Source organism: Acinetobacter sp., from assembly GCF_045628685.1.
GTDB lineage: Bacteria > Pseudomonadota > Gammaproteobacteria > Pseudomonadales > Moraxellaceae > Acinetobacter.
Window position 1 is genome coordinate 1 of record NZ_JAZQPV010000106.1, and the last position, 5,232, is coordinate 5,232.

Here is a 5,232-nt window from a genome sequence, read left to right on the forward strand (position 1 = left end):
GCCCTGCCAATTAGACCCCCGAGGGCACCAGCTAAACCACCACCACCACCCCCACCACCACCTCCCCCTCCACCACCGATAATTCTAATTAAATTCAAGATGCTGCGGTTGCCACCCCCACCAAATGGATCTGGACCAGGCCCGACGCCTTGGCGGCGGAGTAGATCAGTTAAACCTCGGAGGAGACCGCGGTTTCCACCGCCGCCAAGACCATCAGTTGGCACTGGTGGACGAGGTGGTCGGCCAACTGATGGTCTTGGCGGGTTTGCGCCGCCAGACTGTGGTGCAGGTTGCCCACTGCCAACTACGGGTGAACTAGGTATTGCGCGAGTGTATGCGCGCATCGAACGATTCATCTCGACAAAATTAGAACGCGTGTTAAAGACGGTTCTAGATAAACCTAAGAAATTTCGATTCAGTGTGCTTGATGATTGGGCGAGTGTGTCAAGCTCTGCAGAAACCGCCCTGTATGATCGTGGTGCACCATCAGTTTCATTTCGAGGAGTTGGAAGCCGACGCGTTGTAGCTGCCATCAAACGATCAGCGACAGATTGGAGTCGTTTAGCTGCTTCAAGCTGTCGATCGGCAGCGTTAAGTTGCTTATTCGCAGCTGCTTCTGCTTTTTTCGTGTTCGCGGCATTTGCGCGATCCCCATTAGCGTCTGCACCAGTCCTGCGTGTCCCTGCTGCAGCGGGTGCCATTGGGGATCGCCCCAATCCAGCGGCTGCTGTGCCTTTTGTTAGGGCTTGCTCAATTCGCTGTAGCGTCTTGAGGATATCGTCTTCTACTGCCATCCTGTAGGTGTCCCCATTGCGATTCGTCTATGCATGTAAATAACATTTAAGAGTATATTTATCGCATGGAGAGAATATGGAAAATGCTTCAACAAATCCGCTATTAGCAAAGATCAAACTTCCAGGACGGACTTTTCAGCTGCCATCACGAGGCGTGCTGTACCATAATGGCGAAGTTGCAGGATCTGAAGGTGAAATTCACGTGCACCCAATGTCTGCACTAGCTGAGATTTCCCTAAAAAATCCTGACTTGCTCTTTAATGGAAAGGCGCTAAACCAGGTATTTAAAGAATGCATTCCAGAAATTAAGAACCCAACTCAGCTTTATGGGCGGGACATTGACGCCATTATGTATTACCTTCGTCTTGTGACATATGGCCCAGAGTTTGAAATTCGGGTTAAACACGACTGTGAAGAATCAAAGCAACGTCAAGAAAATGGGGAATTTTTGACAGATAAGGAAGGCAATTTAGTTTACAAGGAGCACTCATATATTGTAAACATTGAGGAATTGGTTCAAAAGATCCGCTTCCTTGACCCGACAGTCGCTGAAGCAGATTTTCAATGTACGTTGCCTAATGGGCAAGTGGTGAAAGTCCACCCTGTAAAGTTTGACCACATGATCAAACTTTTTCAGATGAACACAGGTAAAAAAGAATTTACCTCAGATGACATTAAAAAGAATGTCGTGTTTAATCTCGTCAACCTTATTGAATCAGTGGATGACATTACTGATAAGAAATTAATTGAAGAGTGGGTGTCGAGTATCACTACCCCTTATCAGAATAGAATTACTGATGCGATTGAGAAAACAAATGAATGGGGGCCAGATCAGACAGTTACGCTAACTTGTAAGGATTGTAGAAAAGAAATGCCAGTGGATCTCCCTTTGAATCCAATTTCTTTTTTCACAGAATGATCATGTTCGGGGACGGGGGCAGGATCTCCGAAATGATCAATTTGTTAGCACTTGATACAAGAAACCTGCTCAAAGCCGCTTTTGAAATTTCATACTTCTCGCGTGGCGCGTGGTCTTATGATTCCGTGCTCCTGATGTCTCCCTTAGAAAGGGATCTTGCTGTTGAATTTATTAACAAGCGGCTTGAAGCAGCGTCAAAATCTCCAAGCCCAGTGTACTGACGACACAGCGCGCACGGATACAGCATTAGGTGACAAATAAGGAATGCAATGACCAGACTTTTATTTCTTTTATTTCTTTCAGGCCTTGCTGGTGCACAAGAGGTGTCCTGCCGTTATGACGGCAGCCAACTTGAAATGAACGCGTGCGCTATTCGTGATTTTAATGCTGCAGATACTGTCTTGAATAAGACATATAGTGAGGTAGTTGGAAAGCTGCTTGCGAGTGATCAAAAAACATTGCGAACAGAGCAGGATGCATGGGCCAAACGCCGAGGAGCCCGGTGTGCTTCTTCGAAGCAGAACCCGGGCTCCAACTCTACAATTGACTACTATACCTGCATGGAGATGTTAACTGAAATTAGAATTCTTCAGCTCAAGTCCTTCACGCCGAAATAAGTAAGGCTATCGCTTGGCAGTTTTTTGTTCATCTCCGCAAGCAGCTTGCTGAACGGCGTGGGTTGAAAATAATGGTCGAGGTGGGATTGCGCTTTGATCTCGATTTCTCGATCATCAGCATTCCCCATGTAGTCGCCCGACCCTTCCATACCGCGCGACAGCAGCTTGAAGCAGATTTGGGAACCTGCCGGCGTGCTGATGACCTTGATGCGGTGGTGACTCATGAAACCACCAGGGCTGTTTGGATTCCCAAACTCGATTGCTTGAATCTCGCCAGCACGCAGCTGGGCGAGCAGTGGGCGGAGGGTGTTCATGTCTTTCTGAATATCGCGGTTCATTTTTGTTCTCCTTGTCTAGTTGATGAATTCATTATACATCTAATCACTTTAAATGTACACAACTTTTATGACTTCGTCAACCGAATGTTCAAGCTCTTCACCAACCCTGGAATGTCCTGCAGGTACTCAGTTGGAATCCCGTCAATGCCGTCATGGACCATGATTCCATGTCTACCAACCGCCTCCCAAATCTTATACCTTGCTTCCCTCTCCCACTCGAAGTAGGAAGAGAAGACCATCTTTTGGTTCTTCCTCGAGGGGTTGATCCCCAGTTCTGACATGCACACGACCTTTCGTGCAGTGCTATATTGCTTCGCAATGGCCGATAACCGTTCACCAATCCGAATGAGGTTCATCGGTGACACATCCTCCACGCCATTGATGATTATGTCGCGTGTGATAGAGTAGCTGCCATGACCGATCAGAATACCTGGAGAGATCTTAGATCCATTCGCTAGGCTCATGCAGATTTTCTTGACGATCGAGATATTGTCATCATTATAATCAAGACCCAGGATGTCGACGCAGATTTCCCTTCTCCATTCTCGCTTATCTGATAGCGATCGAAGTAGGTCAGGGAAGAAGAGCTGAAGATGGACAGGATTGTTCGCGTATGCCTCACGAACATGTTCCATGAGGAACTGAGTGTACGCAGATTCTATGTCGATGCCCTCACCAAATAAAGCTTCTCTTAACCATGACGGCCAGGTCTCAACTGCGCTGATTGGCCAGACAGACGTGTCTCGAAGCTGCAATTTTCCAGAAGGAACAAAATAAAAGTTCACCTCAGATGTGGGGTGATCGAGCAGCCATACAACTGGTGCATGCAGGTCGAGGCGGCCCGATGCTGCAAGCCGAGAGAGGATTTCATCCTTGAGGTGCTGACGAACGAACACCTTTGATACAACGCCTCCAGCCGGAAGTGGAGGCGGCATGTACACCAGTTTTCGTGCCTTGATTGGTGCGATCACGTCATCAGGAAGCTTCTTTGGAATTACTGTGCTGATCTCGTTGTTGTCGAGACCGCAGTTGTACCCTATTTGGACGACCTCAAAGAAGTAATCAAACACGGTGCGGTAATCATAAACCCAGTGGCGAAGTGACATCAATCTCAGTGGAATTTGACAGAAGCCGAGAGGGCGACCGGACTTGACAGCCGCTCGGTGGATTGATGCTAAGTATAGGATCAGGTCCTGCCGATCCTGCATCTTCTTTGAGTGATGCCGAGTTAGGTCCGGATAGAAACGGAGAACGTTGAGCGGGTCCAGCGGATGAAGCTTCTCTGGGCTACTCACACGATAAATTGTTGTCACAATTACTCCACGTCACTGTCATAGAGTAATTGTAACACACGGCTGTTCAGAAATAAACCTGAAGTTGGGTCACTTATTTCGGTGCTTCATACGTCTTTACGACGATCCATCGACCACGATCACGGTCGATGTTACGGAACTCAAGCACCTCGATCTTGCTGAAGTTCCCTGCCTCAAGCTTCTTCTTGGCGTTCGGCCACTTCTTGAACGTGTCAGCAAGAGCTGTTTGCAGGTAGCTGTGAAGACCCGAACGATTGCCGAAGCCCATGTAGATGTTCTTGCCATCGATTGCAATGCGGTCACCGTCTTCAGCATAGGCCTCGAGACGTTTCATGATTGCCGGAGTCACCACGAACTTCTCCCCTGAAAACGCAGGAGCGGTGGCCTTCGCAGGCTTTTCAGTAGGTTCAGCTTTCGCAGGTTTTTCGTATCCAGCCACCATGTCTGCAACTGTGTCCAAACCTTTGGAGCTTTTGCTCTTCGCGTTGACCAGCGCAAATCCCATGGCATCTTTCTTTGTTGGCTTCACAAAGACCTTGCGCTGGAATTGGTAACCATAGTCATTGTCATTGAACTTGGTGTTGTAGTAATCCACGGTAACCATCTTACCATTATCCACCGTGATCTCACCGAGCCACCACTTTTCCTGACCACCTTCTTCCTCAGGAAACTTGATAGCAACTTGACGACCGACTAAGGTGTCAGACTGGCGTGCTTCAAATAGTTCAATTACTTTCATGCGACCCCCGCTTGTTTCTTGAGACGATCCAGCTTCTTGTCATAGCTTTGACCCCATGAAAGCATGCTCGCAAGGAACTTCTTTGCCATGGACTTGAGGTTGTCGATAACACCTTCAACAACAGGTGCACCTACTTCCTTGGAAACTGAAAGACGCTTGACTGGTGGCTTTGCAGGAACCTCTACCACAGTGGTGTACTTTGCGACGACTTGATCGACCTTGCTCTGCAGCTCATCGGGAATCAGCATGGAAAGGGCAGCGATGATCTTCTCGTAGTCGATTTCTTTCTTCTGCTCAGGGTCCTTTTGAATTTCCTTGGCCATTGTGAGCGTGAACTGAGCAGTCTCAACGACGCGGGTGTAGATTACTTCCTCAGCTTCGAAGAGGTCCTGCACCTCGCCCTTCAGACGGGTGTTCAGCTCCTCGTGCTTTTCTTTCATGGCCTTCATTGAGGCCTCGAGACGAGCGTACCGCTTTGCAAGCTTGGTCATGCTCGCTGACTGCGAACCGCT

The 5,232-nt window shown here is 48.3% G+C and carries 7 protein-coding genes and 1 pseudogene; 3 read left to right on the forward strand and 5 right to left on the reverse strand.

The features are described 5' to 3' along the window. Positions 1 to 794, reverse strand: a pseudogene (locus tag ACKI4H_RS13715) (hypothetical protein); the annotation flags it as partial. Between the two features lie 76 nt (positions 795 to 870). Here ACKI4H_RS13715 and ACKI4H_RS13720 point away from each other — a divergent pair. From ACKI4H_RS13720 to ACKI4H_RS13730, 3 genes are read left to right on the forward strand one after another with little or no spacing between them, the layout of a single operon-like run. Then, complete coding sequence (locus ACKI4H_RS13720) at positions 871 to 1,713, forward strand: hypothetical protein (RefSeq protein ID WP_407306665.1); 843 nt, start codon at positions 871 to 873, stop codon at positions 1,711 to 1,713. Positions 1,714 to 1,745: 32 nt separating this feature from the next. Next, positions 1,746 to 1,934 carry a hypothetical protein gene (locus ACKI4H_RS13725; protein ID WP_407306668.1) on the forward strand — a complete coding sequence of 63 codons (189 nt, stop codon included), beginning with the start codon at positions 1,746 to 1,748 and terminating at the stop codon, positions 1,932 to 1,934. A gap of 48 nt (positions 1,935 to 1,982) precedes the next feature. Further along, positions 1,983 to 2,330, forward strand: a complete 348-nt coding sequence (locus ACKI4H_RS13730) for a lysozyme inhibitor LprI family protein (RefSeq protein WP_407306671.1) — start codon at positions 1,983 to 1,985, stop codon at positions 2,328 to 2,330. On the opposite strand, the gene ACKI4H_RS13735 is transcribed toward ACKI4H_RS13730, so the two are convergent. The 4 genes from ACKI4H_RS13735 to ACKI4H_RS13750 form a co-directional block, all read right to left on the reverse strand. Beyond that, positions 2,303 to 2,668, reverse strand: a complete 366-nt coding sequence (locus ACKI4H_RS13735; protein WP_407306674.1) for a hypothetical protein — start codon at positions 2,666 to 2,668, stop codon at positions 2,303 to 2,305. The two genes, ACKI4H_RS13730 and ACKI4H_RS13735, sit on opposite strands and share 28 nt — an antisense overlap. Positions 2,669 to 2,733: 65 nt before the next feature. Then, positions 2,734 to 3,981 (reverse strand): hypothetical protein, encoded by a 1,248-nt coding sequence (locus ACKI4H_RS13740; protein ID WP_407306677.1) that lies wholly within the window; start codon positions 3,979 to 3,981, stop codon positions 2,734 to 2,736. A gap of 73 nt (positions 3,982 to 4,054) precedes the next feature. Further along, positions 4,055 to 4,720 carry a hypothetical protein gene (locus ACKI4H_RS13745; RefSeq protein WP_407306680.1) on the reverse strand — a complete coding sequence of 222 codons (666 nt, stop codon included), beginning with the start codon at positions 4,718 to 4,720 and terminating at the stop codon, positions 4,055 to 4,057. Next, the coding region (locus ACKI4H_RS13750; RefSeq protein WP_407306683.1) for a hypothetical protein at positions 4,717 to 5,232 on the reverse strand (516 nt) is incomplete at its 5' end. The genes ACKI4H_RS13745 and ACKI4H_RS13750, both read right to left, overlap by 4 nt.